The 278-nt window shown below is 51.4% G+C and carries 1 pseudogene; it reads right to left on the bottom strand.

From position 1 onward, the window contains the following. A pseudogene (locus tag AAEZ02_RS22320) lies at nt 1-278 on the bottom strand (efflux transporter outer membrane subunit); the annotation flags it as partial.

The raw sequence follows: 278 nt of genomic DNA on the forward strand, positions 1-278 counted from the left end.
AAAATCAGCTTCTGCAACGCCAATGGCCGCAACCGACGCATGTAAACGTGCTTGCGCTTCAAGAATATCCGGACGACGTTGCGCTAAGTCCGATGACCATTCAAGTGGCACGCCACTGGGCAGTTGCATGCGATAATCCGAGGTTGCTAACAATTCGTCTAGCGCTCGCGGCTGTTCACCAAGTAACAATGCCAGAGCATTCATTAGTTTATTACTGCCCATGGTCAACTCAGGAAGCGTCGCCTCAAGTGTGGCTAGCTTTGTTTGCGCCGTAATGG

Origin of the sequence: Shewanella sp. T24-MNA-CIBAN-0130 (assembly GCF_040310185.1) — a bacterium.
GTDB classification, from domain to species: domain Bacteria; phylum Pseudomonadota; class Gammaproteobacteria; order Enterobacterales; family Shewanellaceae; genus Shewanella; species Shewanella psychromarinicola.